At 53.7% G+C, this 21,263-nt stretch carries 17 protein-coding genes and 2 pseudogenes; 3 read left to right on the forward strand and 16 right to left on the reverse strand.

Annotated features, from left to right (window positions below; genetic code table 11):
• Positions 1-17: 17 nt before the first annotated feature.
• The 8 genes and pseudogenes from WHS46_14500 to WHS46_14535 all read right to left on the reverse strand — a co-directional run bounded on the left by WHS46_14500 (position 18) and on the right by WHS46_14535 (position 7,741).
• Complete coding sequence (locus WHS46_14500; protein ID MEJ5349888.1) at positions 18-1,487, reverse strand: thymidylate synthase; 1,470 nt, start codon at positions 1,485-1,487, stop codon at positions 18-20.
• A complete protein-coding gene (locus tag WHS46_14505; GenBank protein MEJ5349889.1) occupies positions 1,484-2,071 on the reverse strand; it encodes a dCMP deaminase family protein in 588 nt (195 codons plus the stop codon). Before WHS46_14505 ends, WHS46_14500 begins: the two co-directional genes overlap by 4 nt.
• 8 nt (positions 2,072-2,079) lie before the next feature.
• Complete coding sequence (locus tag WHS46_14510; GenBank protein MEJ5349890.1) at positions 2,080-3,084, reverse strand: dipeptide ABC transporter ATP-binding protein; 1,005 nt, start codon at positions 3,082-3,084, stop codon at positions 2,080-2,082.
• Between the two features lie 12 nt (positions 3,085-3,096).
• Complete coding sequence (locus tag WHS46_14515; protein MEJ5349891.1) at positions 3,097-4,089, reverse strand: ABC transporter ATP-binding protein; 993 nt, start codon at positions 4,087-4,089, stop codon at positions 3,097-3,099.
• A 15-nt stretch (positions 4,090-4,104) separates the two neighbouring features.
• A complete protein-coding gene (locus WHS46_14520) occupies positions 4,105-5,031 on the reverse strand; it encodes an ABC transporter permease subunit (GenBank protein MEJ5349892.1) in 927 nt (308 codons plus the stop codon).
• Position 5,032: 1 nt separating this feature from the next.
• Positions 5,033-6,037 carry an ABC transporter permease gene (locus tag WHS46_14525; GenBank protein MEJ5349893.1) on the reverse strand — a complete coding sequence of 335 codons (1,005 nt, stop codon included), beginning with the start codon at positions 6,035-6,037 and terminating at the stop codon, positions 5,033-5,035.
• Between the two features lie 93 nt (positions 6,038-6,130).
• Positions 6,131-7,486 (reverse strand): annotated as a pseudogene (locus WHS46_14530) (ABC transporter substrate-binding protein).
• A 15-nt stretch (positions 7,487-7,501) separates the two neighbouring features.
• Entirely contained in the window at positions 7,502-7,741 is a 240-nt protein-coding gene (locus WHS46_14535; GenBank protein MEJ5349894.1) for a hypothetical protein, read from the reverse strand.
• 139 nt (positions 7,742-7,880) lie between these two features.
• On the opposite strand from WHS46_14535, the gene ftsH reads away from it, so the two are divergent.
• Complete coding sequence (ftsH, locus tag WHS46_14540; GenBank protein MEJ5349895.1) at positions 7,881-9,773, forward strand: ATP-dependent zinc metalloprotease FtsH; 1,893 nt, start codon at positions 7,881-7,883, stop codon at positions 9,771-9,773.
• A gap of 252 nt (positions 9,774-10,025) precedes the next feature.
• Here the strand turns inward: ftsH and WHS46_14545 are convergent, their stop codons facing one another.
• The 5 genes from WHS46_14545 to WHS46_14565 all read right to left on the reverse strand — a co-directional run bounded on the left by WHS46_14545 (position 10,026) and on the right by WHS46_14565 (position 16,373).
• Entirely contained in the window at positions 10,026-10,772 is a 747-nt protein-coding gene (locus tag WHS46_14545) for a SprT family zinc-dependent metalloprotease (GenBank protein MEJ5349896.1), read from the reverse strand.
• A gap of 48 nt (positions 10,773-10,820) precedes the next feature.
• Positions 10,821-12,347: a leucyl aminopeptidase gene (locus tag WHS46_14550; GenBank protein MEJ5349897.1), complete on the reverse strand. Its 1,527-nt coding sequence runs from the start codon at positions 12,345-12,347 to the stop codon at positions 10,821-10,823.
• 109 nt (positions 12,348-12,456) lie between these two features.
• Positions 12,457-14,412, reverse strand: coding sequence for a DUF2207 domain-containing protein (locus tag WHS46_14555; protein MEJ5349898.1), 1,956 nt, complete (start codon positions 14,410-14,412; stop codon positions 12,457-12,459).
• A 98-nt stretch (positions 14,413-14,510) separates the two neighbouring features.
• The gene (locus WHS46_14560; GenBank protein ID MEJ5349899.1) at positions 14,511-15,065 is read right to left on the reverse strand and encodes a LemA family protein; all 555 of its coding nucleotides are present in this window, start codon (positions 15,063-15,065) and stop codon (positions 14,511-14,513) included.
• A 468-nt stretch (positions 15,066-15,533) separates the two neighbouring features.
• On the reverse strand, positions 15,534-16,373 hold the full coding sequence (locus WHS46_14565) for a HesA/MoeB/ThiF family protein (protein MEJ5349900.1): 840 nt from the start codon (positions 16,371-16,373) through the stop codon (positions 15,534-15,536).
• 645 nt (positions 16,374-17,018) lie between these two features.
• Between WHS46_14565 and serC the strand changes: the two genes are divergently transcribed.
• Positions 17,019-18,104, forward strand: a complete 1,086-nt coding sequence (gene serC / locus WHS46_14570) for a 3-phosphoserine/phosphohydroxythreonine transaminase (protein ID MEJ5349901.1) — start codon at positions 17,019-17,021, stop codon at positions 18,102-18,104.
• A gap of 147 nt (positions 18,105-18,251) precedes the next feature.
• Positions 18,252-18,944, forward strand: coding sequence for a PilZ domain-containing protein (locus WHS46_14575; protein ID MEJ5349902.1), 693 nt, complete (start codon positions 18,252-18,254; stop codon positions 18,942-18,944).
• A 270-nt stretch (positions 18,945-19,214) separates the two neighbouring features.
• Here WHS46_14575 and WHS46_14580 read toward each other — a convergent pair whose 3' ends face one another.
• From WHS46_14580 to WHS46_14590, 3 genes and pseudogenes are all read right to left on the reverse strand, one after another.
• Entirely contained in the window at positions 19,215-20,207 is a 993-nt protein-coding gene (locus tag WHS46_14580) for a P1 family peptidase (protein MEJ5349903.1), read from the reverse strand.
• A gap of 70 nt (positions 20,208-20,277) precedes the next feature.
• Entirely contained in the window at positions 20,278-20,508 is a 231-nt protein-coding gene (locus tag WHS46_14585) for a hypothetical protein (protein ID MEJ5349904.1), read from the reverse strand.
• A gap of 447 nt (positions 20,509-20,955) precedes the next feature.
• Positions 20,956-21,263, reverse strand: a pseudogene (locus WHS46_14590) (transposase).

Raw genomic sequence — 21,263 nt, forward strand, 5'->3', positions numbered from 1 at the left:
GCTTACCCTGAAAGTTTTTATTCCTGTCGAAAAACGGATCCGTCTCGAAGACACCGTTCGGCCCGTTCCAGTTGACGTCCCACGTACAAGGCGTGATTGATGTCCGAAAGAGCTCCATCCCTGGCCAGTTCATGCTGAATACGAGACGCCTTGGTATGCCGATAGGTTTTAAGCGTCACATCTCCATGACGATGTTCCACGACAATGGCGTCCTTGTCGAGACGGATACGAAAATACCCCATGGGATCTTCTCGATACTGAAACGACTTTTCCGCGGCAATGATGGAAGCACGGTCTTCCTGTGCCGTGTCGATGGTGATGGAATGGCTGAAAACCGTAATGGGCCCTGGGGTCGTAGAAAGACGGTGAGCTACATAATGCTGCACGGCCATAAGTCCATAAAAATTAACCAGCCAAGCATCCAGAGCATTGTGAGTACGAAACACCGCAGTGAGCGTCAAAGTGCCTTGAAAAATTCGAAAGAAGATGCTGACTAGGCACGGATGTCCTGTCTCGGCCGTCAGGTCGCGGCGAGGATCCCAAAGGACGGCGTAGGCTTTTCGGTCCTGAAGGTCTCTTCGAAGACGTTCAATAACGGCCTGGAGGCTATCCAGACCGAAATAGGCCCGCAGGCGGTTTCCGTAATTATAGGTTTCGTCAGGTTCTATGGCGCCGCTGAGAATGTCCTGCTGGTATCGGCAAAGTCTTTCCGGATCAAACCCATAGCGTTGCAGCTGTGTGTCGGGAATAGGTCTTGGATTTTCCACCACCACCTTGACGTTCTGTAATTCACGGCGTTCTCCCTTTGCCAAGGTGACGGGTGTCCCGAAACGATAAAGGGTGGCGATTAGATCCTTCCAGGCGCTTAAAGGGTCTTCGGCTACGATCGTGTGAGCTCGAGGATTGCTAGGGTATCCGATCACACGGACTCGAGGTAAGGGTATGCGCAGACGTTGCGTCGGCGTGTTCGGATCGGGTCTGTAGTCTTGAAGAAAGCGAATCAGATCTGCGGCATCGGGATTGTCCTGAGGAGATCCGAAATATCGGATGACCGGCGGCCTTTGGAAATGCTCGGGTCTTACCAGGTTGTCGATCACCCGCCCGGTACCTCGAATACGCACCGGTTTAGGAGTTTCCAGCTCATTGGGTTCATAAGCCACCGAAGATCCTTCATAAGGTTCCAAACCCAGCTCAAAGAAAGCCTGCAACTCACTGAGAGATCCGGAACGATCTCGACCGTAAACCACAAGAGTGTCGATCTGAGGATTGTAGAGAAGATTTCTTAGGAGTTCTCGAAGGCCGTTCCCGTACAAAGTGCCGACGGCGGCCACAGGGCTGGTTTCGGGATCGAGATCGGCACCGCGGCGTCGTAGCCTTTCCAGGATCACATCAGGGCGGGACCACAGGGTGAGCAGCCCCACGGTTCCTGTGGGATTAAGTCGAAGAATGTGTTCCTGACAATGGATGGGAAGAAAAACCGGTTTCATGGGTTTGCAAGGAAATCGGTGGCTGGGGTGCGACGCCGGGAGGTGATGTTACGAATATCGGACAGAATGTAGTCGTAGGTTTCCGAAGAAATAATCAATTGCTCAAAAACTTCGATGCCTGCTTCTCGAACCGCCTGCTGCCAAAAAAGATCCCTTTCCGGAGATGCTGAATCGTAGCGGTGTTCATAATAGACGGCTCGAAGGCGAGCTGTGGCGATCAGTTTCAAGCACACGTAACAAGGAGCCAGCGTGGTGTAAAGGGTTGCGCCTTCCACGGAAATACCGTAACGCGCCGCCTGAGCGATGGCGTTGGCTTCAGCGTGGCTCGCTTTGCAAAAATTGTATTTGTCCACATCAGGGATTCCCAGACTGCGCCGATAGCAATAAGGGCGGCCGTCCGGTAGGTCCGGCTGATCGATGCAGTGAGGAGCTCCGGGCATGGCCCCGTTATAGCCTGTGGACAGTATGTGGTTGTCCTTGACGATCACCGCGCCCGTGGGTCTGGAATTGCATGTGGAACGCGTGCTCACAATCTTTGCGATCAGCATGAAGTATTCGTGCCAGTTGGGACGTTGTCTTGGCATGGCTTTGTTTACGACTCGTTTTCCGTGACGTCATGGTAGAGAAAACACCGCACGAGGCGGTCTTCTTGAAGAGGCACCAAGGATGGCACAAAACGCCGGCAGGTGTCCATGGCTTTAGGGCATCTTGGGTGAAAATGGCATCCTTGAGGGGGATGCAAAGGACTGGGAAGATCCCCGCTCAAGCCCTTTCGCTCTTTTTTGCGGTCAGGATCGGGAAGAGGCGCCGCCTCTAAAAGTGCCTGGGTGTATGGATGCAGAGGATCCCTGTACAGGACCTTTTTATCGGCCGATTCCACAATACGTCCCAGGTACATGACCGCGACGCGATCGCTGATGTGACGGACCACGGACAAATCATGGGACACAAACAGATAGGTCAAGGCGAATTGTTCCTGCAGGTCCATGAGCAGGTTGATGACCTGTGCCTGAATGGAAACATCCAAGGCTGAAACGGGTTCATCGCAGATGACAAGTTCCGGTTGCAGCGCCAGGGCTCGAGCGATACCGATACGTTGGCGTTGTCCGCCGCTGAACTCGTGGGGGTATCGATGGATGTGTTCCGGTCGAAGTCCCACCACTTCCATGAGATGACGAACACGTTCCTGTCGTTCGGCGGGCGTGCCCACCTTATGAATGACCAGCCCTTCTCCGATGATGCGTCCCACGGTCTGGCGCGGATTCAGGCTGGAGTACGGATCCTGAAAAATGATCTGCATTCGGCGTCGTAAAGGTCTCAGTTCATGTCGACGCAAGGCGACGATGTCCAGACCGGAAAAGAGAATGGAGCCGGATGTGGGCTTTTCCAATTGCAGAATCACGCGACCTAGAGTGGACTTGCCGCAACCGCTTTCCCCGACCAAACCCAGAGTTTCCCCCTTTCGAATGGTCAGGCTGACACCATCCACAGCCTTGACGACACCCACCTGACGACGAAACACGCCCCCTGTGACCGGATAATGTTTCTTGACGTTTTTAAGGACCACAAGAGGTTTTGCAGATTCCGTATATGCCATGGAAAATTTCTTTCATTCCGTGTTGTTTTGAGAAGCCGTGTCGTAGAGCCAACATCGAACCCGGTGTTCGGAACCCATTGTCTGAAGAGGCGGCTCTTCAGTATGGCACCGGTCCATCACATAGGAGCAACGATCGTTGAACTTGCATCCCGGTGGCAACGCCAGCAGACTGGGTACCACTCCGGGAATGGCTTCCAGCCGACGTTTTTCGTCTTCCACCAGGCTTGGAATGGATCGCATGAGCCCTTGAGTGTAAGGGTGCAGAGGGTGATGAAAAAGTTCGCGCACAGGCGCTTCCTCCACCACTCGTCCCGCATACATGACCACCGCATGTTCGGCGGTTTCTGCCACCACTCCGAGATCATGGGTAATGAGGAGCACCGCCGTGCCCGTGGTCCGTCGCAGATTGTCCATGAGTTCCAGGATTTGGGCTTGAATGGTCACATCCAAAGCCGTGGTGGGTTCATCGGCGATGAGCAGCTTGGGATTGCAGGCCAAAGCCATGGCGATCATGACCCGCTGGCGCATTCCACCGCTCATTTGATGCGGATAGTCTCTGATGCGGGATTCCGCGGAAGGAATCCCGACCATACGCAACAGTTCCACGGCGCGATCCAGTGCCTCCTTGCGGGAAAGCTTTTGGTGCCACTCCAGCACTTCGGCGATCTGGTCCCCCACACGAAACACAGGGTTTAAGGATGTCATGGGTTCCTGAAAAATCATGGAAATCTTGTTGCCGCGCACCCGGCGCATATCCGTTTCAGACAGTTGCAAAAGGTCTGTGCCGTCAAAGACAATACGGCCGGAAACAATCCTTCCTGGCGGTACGGGAATCAGCCGCATCACAGACAGAGCCGTCACACTCTTGCCGCAACCCGATTCCCCGACCAAAGCCAGAGTCTTTCCAGACTCCAGCGAAAAGCTCACATCATCCACGGCCCTAACCGTGCCGCGATCCGTGTAAAAATAGGTGCTCAGATGTTCAACCTGCAGCAGTGGCGCCATGAAACAGGTCCTTTATCAGTCACGAAGTCGAGGGTCCAGAGCGTCGCGTAAACCATCCCCTAGAAGGTTGAAGCCCAGGACCGAAAAGAGGATCATCAGCCCGGGAAAGGTCACCGCCCACCAGGCCCGCAGAATCAGGGCTCGACCATTGGCCAGCATGGCTCCCCATTCTGGCGTGGGCGGCTGAGCCCCAAGGCCTAAAAAGCTCAGTGCCGCAGCTTCCAAAATGGCGGACGCAAATCCCAGCGTGGTCTGCACGATGAGGGGTGCCAGGCAATTGGGTAAAATGTGCAGGAAGATTAAACGGGCATCTCCTGCGCCTAAAGCCCGGGCCGCCTGCACGTAGTCCTTGGCGTATTCCTCCAGCACAGATCCCCTCACCAGGCGTGCGTACCGAGGAATACTCACAACCCCAATGGCGATCATGGCATTTTGTAAGCTGGGCCCCAAAAAGGCCACAATGACGATGGCCAGAAGAATGCTCGGAAAGGCCAGAAGGAGGTCCATGAAACGCATGATGACATTATCGAGAAGGCCCCCATAAAAACCAGCCACGGACCCTGCAAGGGTACCGAAAAAAAGTGCGATGGAAACAGAAACCACCCCCACAACCATGGAGACACGTGCTCCGTAAATAAGCCGGCTTAAAAGATCACGACCGAAATCGTCCGTGCCCAACACATGGTTCCAGGATCCCCCGAATTGCCATACGGGGGGTTTCAGCTTGGCGTAGAGGGATTGTTCCAGGGGGTCGTGAGGAGCCAAAACAGGGGCGAAAAGGGCCATGATCAAAAAGAGGAGGATGATCATCAAGCCGGCCAAAGCCGTCTTGTTCTTTCGAAGCCGCCACATGGCTTCCGCCAGAGGACTGGATGTCTTTTCCGCCTGAAGTGACTTTGTGGAATCCAGGTTTCGGGAGGATGCGGAAGAAGCCGTCGCCATGTCAGGACACCTTGATACGCGGGTTGATCCAGGCATACAAAATGTCCACGATCATATTGATGGTCACGAAAGCAGTGGCGATAAGCATGGTTCCCCCTTGCACCGCATTGAAATCCCGAGCGTAGACGGCGTTGAGGAGCCAAAGGCCTATGCCGGGCCAGGCAAAGATGGTTTCCGTAAGAATCGCGCCCCCAAGCAATATCCCGAACTGGAGACCGATTACGGTGATAATGGGAATGAGGGCGTTTTTTAGGGCGTGTTTGTAATGGACCAGCCTGGGAGGCAAGCCTTTGGCTTTGGCCGTTCGAATGTAGTCCTGCCGCAGCACTTCCAGCATGCTGGAACGTGTGATGCGCGCGATAATGGCCATGGGAATGGTGCTCAAGGTAAAAGCCGGCATCACGATGTGCCACAAGGCATCTCGAAATCCTTTCCAGTTTCCTGTGAGCGCGCTGTCCAGGAGAAACAGTCCAGTGATGGGTTCGATGTGCACATCATAGCTGAGTCTACCGGAAAGAGGAAGCCAACCCAAATGCAGGGAAAAAATGATCATGAGGATCAAACCCAGCCAAAAGATGGGCATAGACACACCGACCAGGGACAAAACCATGCTGGAATAATCAAACATGGAATACTGACGCGTGGCGGAGATGACTCCGGCAAACATGCCCAGAGTGACCGCAAAGCACATGGCGGCTAAGGACAACTCCACGGTGGCGGGGAAACGTTCGGCGATTTCCGTTGCGACTTTTTCATTGGTGCGCAACGCTCGGCCCAGATCCCCTTGCACAAGCCTGGAGACAAACATTGCGTATTGGACGTGCAAGGGTCGGTCCAACCCCAGTTCTTGACGCAGTTGCTGCAAAGCTTGTTCGGAGGCTCTTTCTCCCAGCATCATTTCGGCAGGATCTCCGGGTACCAGATGAATCATCAAAAACACCAGCACGGAGATGCCGAAAACGGTGGGGATCAATGTCAGGACGCGTCGAACAACAAAGGACAGCACGGACGCCTCTCTAGACGACGGATTGGGACGGGCAAAGCCCATCCCAACCTTCGGTTTATTTTTTAAGAATCATCCAACCCTTTCTCGTTTCCATCAGGACTCGATCCACACCTTGTGTAAACGAATACTGGCCGTAGGGTGCAACTTGAAGTTCATGACCGACTTCTTCATAGGACACACCACCAGAGAATGGGCCAAATTGATCAAGGGAACTTCTTCGTGAATGAGTTCCTGAGCCCTACGATACAGTTTGATTCTTTCCTCTTTACTGGAAGCCTGTTTAGCTTTGACGATGATGTTGTGATATTCTTCGTTCTTCCATTGGGTGCGTACGTTCGGATCGGCATAACCGTCTAGAAGCACAGCCAAGAAATTGTCGGGATCCCCGTTGTCTCCCGTCCAGCCCAGCTGAAACAGATCCATGGACGGGTCTTGTTCCCGCTGTTTCTTGAGATAAGTTCCCCACTCAAAGGTGACCAATTCCACGTCGATCCCCACCTTTTTCAGGTCAGCCTGAATAGCTTCACCAACTTTCATGCCGTTAGGATTGTATGGTCTGGGTACCGGCATGCTCCAAAGCGTGATCTTGGTCTGGCCGGCTTCCTTGAGCTTTTCGAAGAACTTGGCTTCCGCCAGAAGCTTTTTGGCCGTTTCCGGATCATACGGATAATCTTGAATATCGTCGTTATATCCCCACAGGGTGGGAGGAATGGTGTTTTTGGCGACTTGTCCAAGTCCGTAATAGATGTTATCCACAATGGCTTTTTTATTGACGGCGTAAGCGATGGCCTTACGAATCCTCTTATCCTGCCATAAGGGTTTGGTGTGGTTGAAGCTCACATACCCGATATTCATTCCAGGTTGGGAAACAATCTTCAGGTTGGGATCCTTGGACGCAAGTTCGATGTCTTCCGGATTGGGGTACTGGCAGATGTCGATGTTACCGGTTTTCAGTTCCAAAAAACGCACGGAATTGTCGGGGATCGTGCGAAAGATGGCCTGATCCAGGTAGGGGCGTCCGTTCCAATAATCGGGGTTGGCTTGCAAAATGATTCGATCATCCTTGATCCATTTGACGAACTTAAAAGGACCGGTCCCCACAGGATTGCTTTTGAAGTCGGGTCCCAGTTTGAGCACCGCCGTCGGGCTGACGATAGCGGCGAAATCCATGCCCATGTTGGCGATAAAAGGGGCTTCGGGTCGCAACAATTTGAAGACCACCGTGTGATCATCCACCGCTTCGATGCCGGCAACGATCTTATCCATTTCCATGGAAAGCCAGTATTCCGCGGGAGGTTGTTCCTTGGGGAATTCCCATTGGGTCTTGAAAAATTTGACTTTCTTTTCCTTCATCATACGTCCTAGGGAAAAAACCACGGCATCGGCGTTAAAATCCGTGCCGTCGTGGAACTTTACCCCTTTGCGCAGATGAAACGTATAGGTGAGTCCATCGGGGGAGACATCCTATGATGTGGCCAGGCCGGGCACAATATCCGTGGATTCATCGGCATAGAGGACCAATTGGTCATAGACATTGTCGCAGATCATGAAGGAATTACCATCGGTTTCAAAGGCCGGGTCCAACCCCACACTGTCCCCGCCTCGTCCGAAAACAAGGGTTCCTCCCGTTTTGGGTGTCGCCGCCAAGGCACCTGCGGCCCAGAACACTGCCAAAACCACCAGCCACACGCTCCACTTTTTCATCTCTCGTCCTCCTTGCCTTTCGGTTTTCCTCAACACCCAACACCTTGGCCTTTAAAGAAAAACAGATGCACAGGTAACAGATTTCGGTTAAGATGTCAAAAACTCGAGCGGAGTCAAACCAAGGCGGAAAGGAGTGCGAATGGCTGAAAAACAGGATCAGAATCCCACAGGGTGGAAAAGTTGGGTGGACCGTGTCAAGGAGTCCATGGGGGGAGCGGGCCAGGACCCTCGACGCAAGGTGCATTTTTCTTTCTGGTACTTTCTTCTGGCCCTCATGGTCATCTCCTGGATTCACGATATCATGGTCCAACAACAGCGAGTTCCTATTCCCTATTCCCAGTTCAAACACTTGGTGCAACAGGGATCCGTCAAAAACGTGGTGATCGAGGCCAACCGCATCACGGGTGAGATCACTCAGGGAGACTTGGCCAACCGACGGTTTGTCGCCGTGCGTGTGGAAGATCCCGATCTGGTTCGGCTTTTGGATGAACGTGGCATCGCCTACACAGGTCGCCTGGAAAACCGGATTCTGGAAGCGATTCTTTCTTGGCTTTTGCCCATGGCCTTTTTCATTCTCTTTTGGGGCTTTCTTATTCGGCGTATGGGCGGTGGACCTCAAGGGGTTTTGTCCGTAGGAAAGGCTCGAGTCAAAATTTACGCCGAAAAACAGGTGGGGATCACCTTTGATGATGTGGCCGGCATTGACGAAGCCAAGGTGGAGCTTCAGGAAATTGTGGAATTTCTTCAAAACCCTGAAAAGTTTCAAAGACTTGGAGGAAAGATTCCTAAAGGGGTCCTGCTGGTGGGGGCTCCTGGGACAGGCAAAACCCTCTTGGCCAAAGCCGTGGCCGGAGAAGCGGGTGTGCCGTTTTTCAGCATGAGCGGGTCCGACTTTGTGGAAATGTTTGTGGGTGTCGGGGCTGCCCGAGTGCGGGATCTTTTCGCTCAAGCTAAACAAAACGCTCCCTGCATTATCTTTATCGATGAGCTGGATGCCTTGGGCAAGGCCAGGGGCTTGAATCCCGTAGGCGGACATGACGAAAGAGAGCAGACTTTAAACCAGCTTTTGGTGGAAATGGACGGCTTTGAAGCCAATTCCGGCGTGATCATCATGGCAGCTACGAACCGCCCTGAAATTTTGGATCCGGCTCTGCTGCGCCCCGGCCGTTTCGATCGTCATGTGGCCGTGGATAAACCGGATATTCGAGGACGGGAAGCGATTCTCAAAATCCACACGCGCAATGTGAAGCTTGCCGACGATGTGGACTTACAAAAGGTCGCTGCCATGACGCCTGGGTTTGTGGGGGCGGACCTAGCGAATTTGGTCAACGAAGCGGCCCTGCTTGCGGCAAGACGAAATAAAGCAGAAGTGAGCATGGCTGAATTTCAGGAAGCCATCGATCGCATCATCGGCGGCTTGGAAAAGAAAAACCGGGCCATGAACCCAAAGGAAAAGCAGATCGTGGCTTTTCATGAAGCGGGCCATGCTTTGGTGGCCATGAGTGTGCCTCACGCCGATCCAGTGAACAAAGTTTCTATCATTCCTCGAGGCATCGCCGCTTTGGGATACACACAGCAGATGCCTACCGAAGACAGGTACCTGATGACCCGGCAAGAACTTCTGGATCGACTGTGTGTGCTGCTTGGAGGTCGAGTGGCTGAGGAACTGGTTTTCGGGGATGTGTCTACCGGAGCCCAAAACGATTTGCAGCGAGCGACGGATATTGCCCGTAGCATGGTGATGGAATACGGCATGAGTGAAACTTTGGGGTTGGTGACCTTTACTCGAGAACCTCGATCCGCCTTTCTCGACCTGGGCATGACCCCGAGAGCTCGAGAATACAGCGAAAGGACGGCTCAAGAAATCGACGCCGAAATTCGACGCCTTGTCGAAGAATCCTACGCCCGTGTTCGCGATATTCTCAATTCCAAACGATCTTACCTGGATGAAATGGCGCAGACGCTTCTGGAACGGGAAGTTTTGGAAGGGGAGGCTCTTCGAGAACTGGAACGCCGGGTTCGAGCCACCTAAAGCTGAAGGAGTTTCTCCGAGAACGTGGATCGAGCCGTTCCAGCCCAAGACGTAGGGGCACGGCGCGCCGTACCCCTACGTCCCAGAATCTTTGTTTTGCAAGAAGCTCGAGCCTCTGACCTGGCATTCCTGCGGACGGGACGCCGGCGCTCCCTTGGGAAAAGCCGTTCTCGGATAGGCTTTAAAAGCGGCTCGACCGAAAGGCCTTTCCACAAGGTCCCCCATTGTTGGGGGAAGATTGAAGCAAAAGAGTCATCCCACAAAAGACGCAAGGTACCATGGGGGAAGCCGGCCTGTGGCGCTTCTTAGAGCGGCCTCCAGGCTTTGGTAATGCGGCTCATGGCGCGCCACCAGGCTCCAAAAGGCCGTGTCGTGGCGAGGGGAACGGCTGTGGCATAATTCGTGAGTGATCACCATGTCCACCAGTTCCCTGGGGAGAAATAGGACGGCGGCGTTGAGGCTCACGGTGCCTCGAGATGAATAGCTTCCCCATCGTGTTTTTGGGGTGGTGATCCTGACCTTCGTAAAAGACAGCCCCGTCTTCCGCGCGGCGGCTTCCACCCAGAACGGAAGCCATCGTTTCGCTTCTTCGCGAAGCCATTGACGCAAGAGACGGCAGCAGGCGGACACCCGCGAAAAATCTCCTTGCAAGCAAAGTCGAGGCTCAGATTCCCGGATGCTGAAAAGTTCCAGGTTATTCCCGAACCTGGGCCGGTAGATCACGGTCCAGGTTGCGTCTATGGCCGCCAAATGAATCTTTTTCGGAAGCACGTCCGGACGTTGGAAATCTTGACGCATAGCCTGAAGTTTCGTCAGGGCTTCCTCAATCCATTGTCGATGATGATTCAGAATACGGGGAAGACGGCGCGGGTTGAAACCCTTCGGGACAGTAAGTTCCAAGCCTGTTTCCGGGCGCACACGCAGCGTGACATGTTTGGCTCGGGCATTTTCCCTGAGGCGGTACACTGGGGGCCAAGGGGGACCGTCTTTTTCCTTCATAGGCTTCTTTCCTGCTGCACGTGATCCACGGCCGGCCGATTCAAATTGTCAGGTTTTCATGTTCGAGCCTTCTTCCGTTTTCCACGTGCGGATCAAGGATACCAGAGTGCGCACACCAAATCCGGTGGCTCCTTTGGGAATCCAGCCCAGGTCCTTATCGGCCCAGACGGTTCCGGCAATGTCCACATGAGCCCAGGGAACTGTGTCCGGCACAAACTGCTTTAAGAACATGGCGCCGATGATGGTTCCCGCTTTTCGATCCCCCACGTTTTTGAAATCGGCCACGTCACTTTTTATGTCTTCGAAGTAAAAATCGTAGAGCGGCAAAGGCCAAAAGAGTTCACCCAAGGGTTTTCCTGTTTCCTGCATGGTGCTCAGCAAGGCTTCATGGTTGCCCAAAAGACCTGCCACTCGGTCCCCCAGGGCGATGACACAGGCTCCAGTAAGTGTCGCCAAATCCACCAGAGCCGATGGTTGAAACTGTAAGGCGTAGCTTAAGGCGTCGCAAAGAATCATGCGTCCTTCCGCATCGGTGGAAATCACTTCCACGGTGAGTCCCGCATGGGTCTTGACCACATCACCGGGCTTGTAGGCTTGACCGTCTGGCATGTTTTCCGTGCAGGGCATAAGGGCGATGACACGTCGAGGTATCTTCAAGCGTCCGATGGCGTCCATGGTTCCCAGAACAGTGGCGGCTCCGGCCATATCGTGTTTCATGTCTTCCATCTTGGCCGCCGGTTTGATGGAGATCCCTCCCGTGTCAAAGGTAATGCCTTTGCCTACCAGCACGAAAGGCTCTTGGTTTTGAAGCCCATCGGGACAATGTTCCAAAATGATAAAGCGAGCCGGTTCTCGAGATCCCTGCGCTACCGCGACGAACCCTCCCATGCCCAATTCTTTGGCCTTGTCCAAATCCAGGACCTCAAAACGCATGCCATGGCTGGAAGCAACACGGGCGGCTTCTTGGGCCATACGTGAAGGGGTGACCACATTGGAAGGGGCTGTGGCCAGATTCCGTGCCAGCACAATGCCTTCTGCGACGGCTGCCACCTCATGGATCAGTTCAAATACATAGGGTAGGGGACTTTCGGAACAAAGGCACAGTTCCTTGGGACCTTCGAATTTTTCCACATCACGCGTTTTCAGTTCATCGTAGCGGTACAAACCCAAAACGGCGGCCATGAATGCTTCTCGAACAAGGATTTCCTCGCTTTCCGGCAATCCCTCTAAGGCCGCCGTAGAAAGAAGAACACGTTCCAGTGAAAGATCCCGGCAACGACGCACGGCCATGGCCGTGGCATGACGAAAAGTCTCCAGGGACCAGTCTTTTCTTTTTCCCAAACCCACCAGAAGAAGCCGGGCGATAGGGGCTACGGTCGGCGAGTACACGAGAAGAAGTTCGGCTTTTTTGGCCCGAAAATCTCTATGGGCAGGGCTGTCCTTGAACCAGGGGGCTTGTAGGGACATCCAACGGGCTAATCCTGAAAGAGGGGCCTCTTCATCCTGGAACGCATAAAAGATGATGACATCACCGCTCCATTGTGAAAAAGTCCCTTCCGTGTATTTCAATTCCATGCTGTTTGCCTCCTCGATTGGTTTCTTTGCGTTTTCCGCTGTCTCATTCGAAAACGTGATGCCAACCACATTTGACTCACCGCGTCGCCACCGGGATTGGGACGAGGATTCACCAACCGCTTCCGCCCCCACCTCCGCCACCCCCTCCCGAAGATCCTCCGCCTCCGGATCCGGACCTGGATCCCGGTGGTGTTGAAGCGGAAGCAATGGCACTTGTCAAGCCGGACCCGAGACTCTCACCTAATGCTGCCAATCGGCCGCTTCCAAAGGACGTGAAATCTGTCCCTTTGTACCATCGAGGCTGATAGGCATGGGTATCTTCTCTTTGAGTCTTGAAAAGATCGGCGAATTGTTCACACCATTCATGTTCCACATCCAGGGCTAAAGCGTAAGGCAAATACTTTTCAAAATGTTCGGGTGTTTTTTCAGGAGGATGCAGGATGCCCAGGCGATCTTTTTCGGCTATGGTCAAATAAAGGCGAAAACCTTCAATTTGGTCCAGAATCTTTCGACCTAGATGTGTCGGCGCTTTCAGAAGCTGATAGAAAAGCCCGTGAACGCCGCCCAAGGCCCCTAAAAGAACAGCCCCCATGAAGGAGACACTGTAAGCGAAAATACCTAAAGCTACAATTTCCGCCACCCAAAAAGGCACGGCAAACAGGGTGATTCCAAGGGCTGAAAATTTGCCAACTATACGGTGTGGCAGCCTGCCCCGTCGAGACCTTCTCCAAGTTTCAAAAACTTGCATGGCCAACGCCGCGCATCCCACGGACCAGATGCTTAACCAAAAGGCAAGGAAAGCCGCCACCACCGGCTGCGGAGCATAAACGATGAGCAGCACGACTACAGGGACGGTAAATATCAGGGCCGGAATCATGTACTTGGAATTTGTAAGAAAGTAGGTTTTTTCATATTCGCGGGAAAGAGTGTTGTGAAGTTGGTTTAAGGCTTCTTTAAATTTAGAGGCGTGCATGTTTTTGAGGCGAATTTCTCCACTGTTTCCCATCCCGAAAAGGGTTTCGGCGATCTTTTTTTCTCCGGCGGAGAGCCCGGCGGTCGTCGTGTTCTTTCGAACAAGCACATAAGCATCGTCCTCTTCACGAATCTGTAAGTGCCCTTTGACAGCCATGTTGACGACGGCAGCGGCAAAGGCCTTTGAGTCAAAATCCATCCTTCGCACAAAGCGCACGGCCGCCGGACTGAATCCTTTAGGGGGTTCAAAGAGAGGAATGATCGTTCCGGGCTTAGGATCCCGACCCACTCGAAACCAGACGGCAAGGTAATAGCTCATGACAAGAACAAACCCGATCCATCCAAAGAAGGCGCCACGGTTATCGCCTAAAAGAGCCATAGCCCGATCGGTGACGGTGGGTTCTTGAACAAAACCCTTAGGCCATGCCACAGCCACCGTCAGGCCTTCCCCCACATCCAGAGGGCGAGTGGTTTCAAAAAACACGGTCCCTCGACCCTCATTGATGAATCGAAAGTCTGTACCCTGTGCGCCTTGTGGGCCTGTGTATGCGGCGCTTTGCATCGGAGTGGCGCCGGAGGGCAGTTGAATTCGAGCCGCCGCATGATCAATGGGAAACGTCCAACCGGTGCCTGTCACGTTCCAGTACAGCTCATCGAAATCTTTAAAATGACCCAGCTCGCGTGAGGTTCGATAGGTGATCTCGTAGCGATGAATCCCCGAAGGGATAAAAACATCTTTTGAACCGATGTAAATCTTGACACCGTTACTCACCAACTGCGTGTGATAGGGTTCCGTTTGACCGTTGCGTCGAATTTCCACGATGTCAAAGGATACCTTAACACGATGCCCGAGTCGGTCCTTGTAGGTGGTGGGAAAATCACGAACGATGCCCCTTTTAATGGATTCGCCGAGAGCTCTGACCGTGATGGTTTCTTTGACGGTAAGGGTGGCGTCTGTATGGATAATGATGTCGCTGAAAAAATCCAGGATTCTTTCCTGGGAAGTGCTTTGAGCCGACAGATCGCGGCTGTGCAAGGGAAACCAGGTAAAAAGCGTGATCAAAGCAAGAAACACTACACGCGACTGTCTCATAAAACCGATCCTTTTTGATCTTTTTGTTTTGAGGACAAGCCTCTGAACCTTCATAAAGGCGGATTCCATGTCCTAAAAATAGAGGGAGCGCTTTCCATTCATGCAAAGCTCACCTTTAGCACGGCTTTTTCCTCTTCACCGATCTCAAAGAACGGCGCCTTGCGGAAACCGAAAGCGGAGGCCAAAAGGTTGCTTGGAAAGCTTTCCACGAGAATATTCAAGTCACGCACGGTGCCGTTGTAATAACGACGAGCCAATTGAATCTGTTCCTCGATCCCTGTCAGAGTGCTTTGCAATTCCAAGAAATTTTGGTTGGCCTTGAGATCCGGGTAATTTTCGGCGAGGGCAAACAAAGCCCCCAGCGCTCGACTCATGGCACCTTCGGCGGAAGCACGCTCTTCCACAGATCCGGCGGCGAGGCTTCTGGCTCGAAGCCTTGTGACTTGGTCCAGGACACCACGTTCATGCTGCATGTATCCCTTCACCGTTTCGATCAAATTGGGAATCAGGTCTGTGCGCCGTTTCAACTGCACATCGATTCCGCTCCATGCTTCCTCCACCAGGTTTTTCGCACGCACCAGCCGGTTGTAGATCGTAACGGCGAACAACCCCGCAAGAACCAGGACTCCTATCAAACCCATCCACACCCACATGCTTTCCCCCTTTATCGGCTCTAGGAGCTTGTTCGAGAACTCGCCATACCGAGGGCTCTAATGTCGTTTCATGGTAGGGGAGAGGGCGGCGCCTCGCCCCTGCTCCCCAAAACCTTCGTTCTCCTAGGAATCCTGGCGTCACGCCCGCACAAGTGACGGGCTGGAGGCTCTCGCTATCCAGAAGAACGATCGCCTTTTCCCCTGTTCGGAAAAACTCCTACGGATCTGTGGAAAGTTTCTACCTTTTCTCTTTTGACCAAAAGCTCCTCTGTCTTTTAGCAGCCATCTTCCTGCGGCGAAAGAGCTTTACGTGTGTCCACCTGAACTGCTGTCTACCCCTAAGGTTTATGGAAGAGCAAAGTTCCTTGAAAGGTGTATGAATGCCGGAAAGGCCTTTAGAGGCCAAAATTTCGAATGCGGTTCTTTTTTTAAACGGCTGAGACTTGGCCGAGCCTAGCGGCTGATACTTCATGAACTGAGCGGTAAGAGGTGGAACGTACCGGTTTCTCCGTCAAAATACAAGAGTCGGCCGCTATAGGCGGGAGGGCGCTTGGTGAGCAATCGAAGCACTTCCATGGCCTGCAGACTGCCAATGACGGCCGGTGTCGGGCCAAGCACTCCCAAAGCCTCCTCCGTGTGGGAACGTTGCCGACGCGTGCCATAGACGGCTTCCAAGCCGACGGGTGAGGACGGCAGAAAAGTGCTTATCTGACCGAACCAACCGGCGACGGCTCCATGCACCCATGGTACGCCGTGGCTTCGGCACGCTTTTTCAAACACGAAGCGACTTTCCAGATTATCCAAAGCGTCCACCGCCACGTGGCATTCCTGAATCAATGCTTCGGCATTTTCGGCCTGAAGGGTGTCTTCAACAGATTGCACCTGAATCAAGGGGTTGATACAAAGGCATCCGGCAGCCGCTTCTTTGGCTTTGGGGCGACCTAAGTTGGCTGTGTGGGAAAAGATCTGGCGATTCAGATTGGAGGGGCAGAAAAAGTCGCCGTCACAGAGTATGAGATGTCCGATGCCCGCTCGAGCCAGAAGCTGCGCTACGGTGCCGCCGAGTCCTCCGCAGCCCAGGACAAAAACCTTGGATTCAGCCAAGGCTTTCTGTTCATTCAGGCTGATGGCCCAAAGGTTTTTGAGATATCGAGAAGGCAGAATCCCTAGGTGCAGGGCTTCCCGTTGGGCATCCCACGGTGCTTTGCCTTCAGCTTCAGCCCATGCCAGAAGGTCGGCATCTTCGATGAGCCGAATATCTTTGCCTCCGTAGGAAAGAACCTTCGTCCGTGCATTGAGCAAATCCACCGAAAACCTCCTGTGACGTAATGACAAGGTCAAGTGAGAACGCACCCAAAGATGGACGAAAGACAATGGCCATCATGGTGCGTGGTTTTTGGTCGGGCACACCTGTCAACCCCTACGAGTTCGCGTGTCCTAGGCGGACACGTGGGTCCTGCCCCGACGGATTGTGAGTCCTTGAATGTATACATTGGTCGTGCCTTCGTTTACCAGTCATCGGGAAACATTTGGGTTTGACCGTAGAGGTTTTGGAGCATGGGCGGAAAGATGGCCGCCCTCCGGGTTCCAGCGTTATGGTCAGGCCCGAAGGTCCTGCCCCGACGGATTGGGAGTCCTTGGATGTATACATCGGTTGTGCCTTGGTTTACCAGTCATCGGGAAACATTTGGGTTTGACCTTACGGGTTTTGGAGCTTGGGCGGAAAGATGGCCGCCCTCCGGGTTCCAGCGTTATGCTCAGGCCCGAAGGTCCTGCCCCGACGGAGTGTTCAGGGGTTTTGCCCGACAGGTTCAATGACGCTGAATCTTATGGTAGAAAGCAAGGCGGCCCCTTAAAGGATACATGGGAAAACGGCATTGACAAAAGAAAAGGGCGTCGGTAGCTTCGAGCGGCTGCCGTAACGGATGATATTTTCAAAAGGAGGGGAAAACCATGACAGAACGCATCTACAATTTTAATCCCGGACCAGCCATGCTGCCTTTGAGCGCTCTGGAACAAGCTCGAGACGAGTTCCTCAACTACAAGGGCTCGGGGATGTCCATTCTGGAGATCAGTCATCGGTCGGCGCTCTTTGAAGAAGTCCTGCAGTCGGCCATTGCCAGGATCAAACGTTTGTTGGGATTGGATGATCGTTACCATGTGCTTTTCCTTCAGGGCGGAGCCAGCCTGCAATTTGCCATGATTCCCATGAACCTGGCGCCCGATGGCACTCCGGTGGACTACGTAGACACAGGCACCTGGTCCACCAAAGCCATCAAAGAAGCACGCCTTTTAGGAAAAAACGTCCGCGTGGTGGCTTCCTCCGAAGACAAGGAATACACTTACATTCCCGAAAATATTCCAATCAACCCGGATGCCGCTTATCTGCACATCACGTCCAATAACACCATTCGCGGAACTCAGTACCGGTCTTTTCCCAACTCAGGCGATGTGCCTCTGGTGAGTGATATGTCGTCGGATATTTTCAGCCGCGTCTTTGATCCCGCTCCCTTTGGACTTATCTATGCCGGAGCTCAAAAGAATGCGGGGCCGGCCGGGGTGACTTTGGTCATTGTGCGTCAGGATCTTTTAGAACGGGTGCCGAGCAATCTTCCGAGCCTGCTCAAATACACAACCCACGCAGAAAAGAATTCCCTCTACAATACACCACCCTGTTTTGCCATCTACATGGTGGAATTGGTCCTCAAGTGGTTGGAGGAAGACATCGGCGGCTTGGCCAAGATGGAAGCCATCAACCGCGAGAAGGCGGCCCTTCTGTACAATTACATGGACAGCCAGGACTTTTATCGAGGCACTGCTCGGCCTGATTCCCGTTCCTGGATGAATGTGACCTTTCGGTTACCATCGGTGGAACTGGAAAAGAAGTTCATCGACGAAGCACAAAAGGCAGGCTTGGGAGGTTTGAAAGGGCATCGGTCCGTGGGAGGCTGTCGAGCGTCCATTTACAATGCCATGCCTTTGCAAGGGGTTCAGGCCCTCGTGGATTTCATGAAAGATTTTGTGAAGCGAAACGGTTAAGGAGTCGATTTTTTCTTAAGAAATTTCCGGACTGTGCCGAGTAAAGCATTGAGGTTTCCTTGGGACATTACCCATGGAGAAAGGGAAACGGGAATTCTAACTGCGCGTTTCAGCGCCCCATAAGAGGTGAAGCAGGACTTGGCGGCAGTGGTATCCCCGAGGGTGGCCTTGAAACCTGGAATCGCCGTCGACATTGTGCTCAGGGTGGATTTCTACCGGGAAGTCATCGACGCGCGTCGCGCCATGGTCTATGACGTGGACGGGGCTACCATCGTGGTGTCCCGGCCGACTCCCGATGTGAAATCGGATCAGCTTGGTCGTCGGTGCACGGTCACCTTTGTCGTTCAAGAAAACGAATTCAAGAACCGTTACGGCGTCCCTGCTGAAATCGTCGAACTTCGGGAGAACTACCCCATTCGCAAAGGCTCCACGGTCCAGGCCCTGATCCTAAGGGCTCTCGGCGGCGTGGAACCGTTCAACCTCCGCATGGCTTACCGCGTGCGTCCCCCCATCACAAGCGGTATCGCTTTGGAGGTTGACGGCCAGAGAGTAAGCATTTTGGATATTTCCACGGGGGGTGCTCGATTCCTTTCCACCGTGCGGCCTCCCCTGCAGTATCGGCAACGTGTGGAGATTGTCCTGTATTTGGATGAAGTTCGCCATGCCTTTCATGCCTTTGTGATCCGCTCTCAGGATCCAGGTTCCCGCAGCCCTGTACGGAACGCTCAGGAAGTGGCCGTGCAATTTTCCGGTATGGAAAAACGTGCTCGGGAGCAGTTGGCCAAACGCATTTTACAGATCGATCGTGAACTGCGTGCCAAAGGTCTGGAAGAAATCTGAACGGGGGCAGGAATTGACACAGAGGGTGATGAAGCGGAAAAGCTTGTTCCCCATTCCTTTGAAGGACCCTGATACCATGGGGCTTAAGTCCTTGCCTCAAAGGTTGGGTAACCTTTGAAGGGGTGGGGGGCTTGCGGCGTGCAAAAGCGCCGCATGGCAATGACGCCGTCTCCTACCCTAAGGGCATGCCCCGCCTTTGAAGGTCACCGGAACAAGCCCGGCAGGGCGTTCCGTCGCCAAAACATGACGGCACCCCTTTCAGGCAAAGCCTTAGATTTCGACAGGGCGAAGAAAAAGGTCCCGAGCTGCCGGCAAGCCGCCTCGAGGCTCCGCCGTCACGACCGCCCTCACTATAGCTTTTTCCACAACCTGTGCCGCCAGCATCCCTACAATACTCACATCGACCGGCTCTCGTTCTTCCGTGCTCAGGGCGAAGATCGTATCCCCGTCCACCTGCGTATGGCAGGGGACAACCACCCGCGCTAATCCATCGTGAGCCATTTGGGCAACCTTGGTGAGTTCCGTCTTGCTGAGGCGCACGTTGGTGGCCACCACGGCGAGCACCGTGTTGTCGCTTGGGGAAAAGCCCCGTAACCGTTCTCGCTGGGCCATGGCTTCAGCTGTGCCCAAAAAACGTCGGGAATCCGGGCTTTCACGACAGCCTGCCAGAATGCGGCTTGCATGAGGATCTACCACATCACCAAAGGGATTGACCACCACCAAAGCCCCGACGCGCACGCCACGAGGGGTTTCTGTGAAGAAGGATCCCAGGCCGCCTTTGGTGGCGCAGGAAAGACCGTTGAACTTTCCGATGGTGGCGCCGCAACCGGCTCCCACCGATCCCTGATCCACGGGCCCTGCGTGGGCTTTAAGGCACGCTTCAATGCCCAGATCGGCATCGGGGGTAGGCCCACCCTTGTTAATACCCAAATCAAAGATGACAGCGCCCGCCACGGTGGGCACGACTCCGTATTCGGTGGCAAAACCGACGCCTTGTTCCTTCAGATATCGACGGACGCCGTCAGCGACGGCAATCCCGAAAGCGCTTCCACCGGAGAGAAACACGGCATGAACTCGGTCCACCAGATGGACGGGATGCAAACCTTCTGTACCGCAGGTGCCGGGAGCACCCCCTCGAATATCCACGCCCGCTACAGCGCCTCCTTCCGGAAGAATGACGGTGCAGCCGGATCGACCGCCGGGAACCTCGGCATGGCCGACTTTGATTCGGCCTACCGCTGTCAGGGTATCATTGGTTGCCATGAAGGACACCTCCCGAGCTTTGGCACTCCATGTACGGTTTCCGCCTACCCTTGGAGAGATTGGCGCGATTCTACTGAAGACCGTACCGTTCCACAACGGCTCGTCGAAACCGGGGCGTGTAAATCAGTTCAAAGGTTTCTTTTTTATCGGGAAATTCTCGGTAGGCGTAGTGTCGGACGCCTTCCACCAGTCGGTGGACTTCGTCCAAAGAAAGGTCTCCCTGGCGAATGACGGCCAGAGCGAAATCCACAAGGCGTTGCAACCGGCGCACGGCACGCCGGTCGTCCTCAGGCGTTACCATAGGTTATCTGTTACGGTTTCGATTTATGCCTTTTAAAGGTTCTTTTTACAGCCACGGGTTAAGTCCCATTTGTTCACCACAACGGCTGGGTCGCTTTGAAAATCTAACCTATGCCATGGAATTCCGCAGTCATGGTATGCTAATTAAATGTGATTGTTTGATAGCTTTAACCTGAATCCGTGAGGTGTGGTGGAGCGAACTAAGCTGTGGGCATGGTGACCCTGTTTTGAGCTGTCCACGATGCCCTGTTTCAGCCATTTGCCCGAATCATCGACTCTCAAGTGGCAGAAAAGTGCTCATGAGTGGGATCATTGAGCTGTTTTCGGGCGTACCTCACCCCCGTTCAACGTGAACATAAAGTAGATCCAGGCTCTTGCACCGACTTCTGCTTTACCCTGGGCAAAAATGAGTCATTGAGTCATGAACTTGCAACGACTCCCTTTTGCCTCAACCTGGGCAAAATTTGAGAAAGACACTCCGAAATGCTTGAAAGGCGGGACAATGCCGACCAAACTGGAGCTTCAGTCGACGACCGCTTCGGATCACGCGCCCTGCCAGATAGATCAGTTCCTGGATCACGGTCTTGATGCGACGCCGTTTGGCCCGATTCGAGCTGGCGAAAAACGGCCCAAGAGCCCGTTTTGCCCCAGGATGCGCAAGATGTTGTAAGCCAGTCCGCCCAGGGTCAACACCAAAGCATTGGTCGCAAACTTTCCAGAGGGCAATCGCTCCAAGTCCAGATCGGACTTGATCTC

Origin of the sequence: Desulfosoma sp. (assembly GCA_037481875.1) — a bacterium.
Lineage (GTDB): Bacteria > Desulfobacterota > Syntrophobacteria > Syntrophobacterales > DSM-9756 > Desulfosoma.